Consider the following 1,251-nt stretch of genomic DNA (forward strand, 5'->3'; position numbering starts at 1 on the left):
TTAGATATATTGTCTAAAAAGCTATGTAGTCCTTTATCTTTCTTGGCTGCATTTTCAATATCTTGTTGAATATCTTTTATATTGCTTAAATAAAAAATATTTTTTAAAGGCATACATATGTCTGGGTTATTTTTAAAGTTTCCTATATTTACGTTAGATGGCAATAAATGACTATCACTATACTCCCAAAACATAACTCGCTTATAAATATTCTCCATGGGTTTTATATTTTTTATTATTTCAAACACAATTGTCTTCATGTGATCATACGTCAAAGGCTCAAGCAAAGGACTATTACTTTCGCCTTCTAATTTTGTAATTTGCCGATTATCTGTACTATAGTAGAATAAGTTAGATATTTTATATTTATCATTTAATTCTTCATATTTCCGATAGTTTAAGCTCGGTGTATCATTATCTTTTATACTCAATGTTAATATCATTTCACCAAAAGCTTCTTGAATAAAGCTTTCAATACTTAAATTATTTTCAAAAATATCTAGACTTTCTATATGATATTCTTCGATTAATTTTTCTTTAATATCACTAATGTCTTTTTGTGTAAGCTTAAAGATAGCATCAATATAATATTCATCATTATCCGAAGCTGTTTTTCTTTGATCTTTTATGCTAACCTTATATCCATTAAATACTGCAGATATAGCTTTTAATATATTACTTTTTCCAGCCTCATTTTTTCCTACTAATATTATACATTTTTTACCATTTCTCTCTTCAATATTTATCGCCATGTCTTTTATTGAACGAAAATTTTTTATTTCAAATCTATCTAGTTTCATATGTTAATCCTTTTGCCTTTTACTGGCACCCTTCGCACTCGATCGAACGATCCGCGACGTTGTTTAGCTTCTCGCTATCTGGGCTTTCGGAGCGCAGGTAGTAGGTCGATTTTAACCCGAGCTGCCACGCAAGCGTATAAATTTCGCTCAGATAGCCGCCGCTTGCCTTATTCAGGCTCATAAATATATTTAGGCTCTGGCCTTGATCGATCCATTTTTGGCGGATGGCGCCCGCCTTTACGAGCAGGCGCTGATCGAGCTCGTACGCAGGTACGTACGCCTGCCACGTTTTCGGGCTTAAATTCGGCACGACGACCGGGATCATGCCGCTTAGGTTGTGCTCGAACCACTTGCGCTTATACACCGGCTCGATCGTCTGTGTGGTGCCTACGAGTATGCTGATACTCGATGTCGGCGCAATCGCCATCAGGTAGCCGTTTCGCATGCCGTC

At 35.8% G+C, this 1,251-nt stretch carries 1 protein-coding gene and 1 pseudogene; both read right to left on the bottom strand.

What is annotated here, in order from left to right; all coding sequences use genetic code 11:
* Positions 1-800 (bottom strand): AAA family ATPase (locus Q0236_RS06820; protein ID WP_297916312.1); only part of this gene is annotated, 800 nt, incomplete at its 3' end.
* Positions 801-819: 19 nt separating this feature from the next.
* Positions 820-1,251 (bottom strand): annotated as a pseudogene (locus tag Q0236_RS06825) (ribonucleoside-diphosphate reductase subunit alpha); the annotation flags it as partial.

The organism is uncultured Campylobacter sp., assembly GCF_938031315.1.
GTDB lineage: Bacteria > Campylobacterota > Campylobacteria > Campylobacterales > Campylobacteraceae > Campylobacter_B.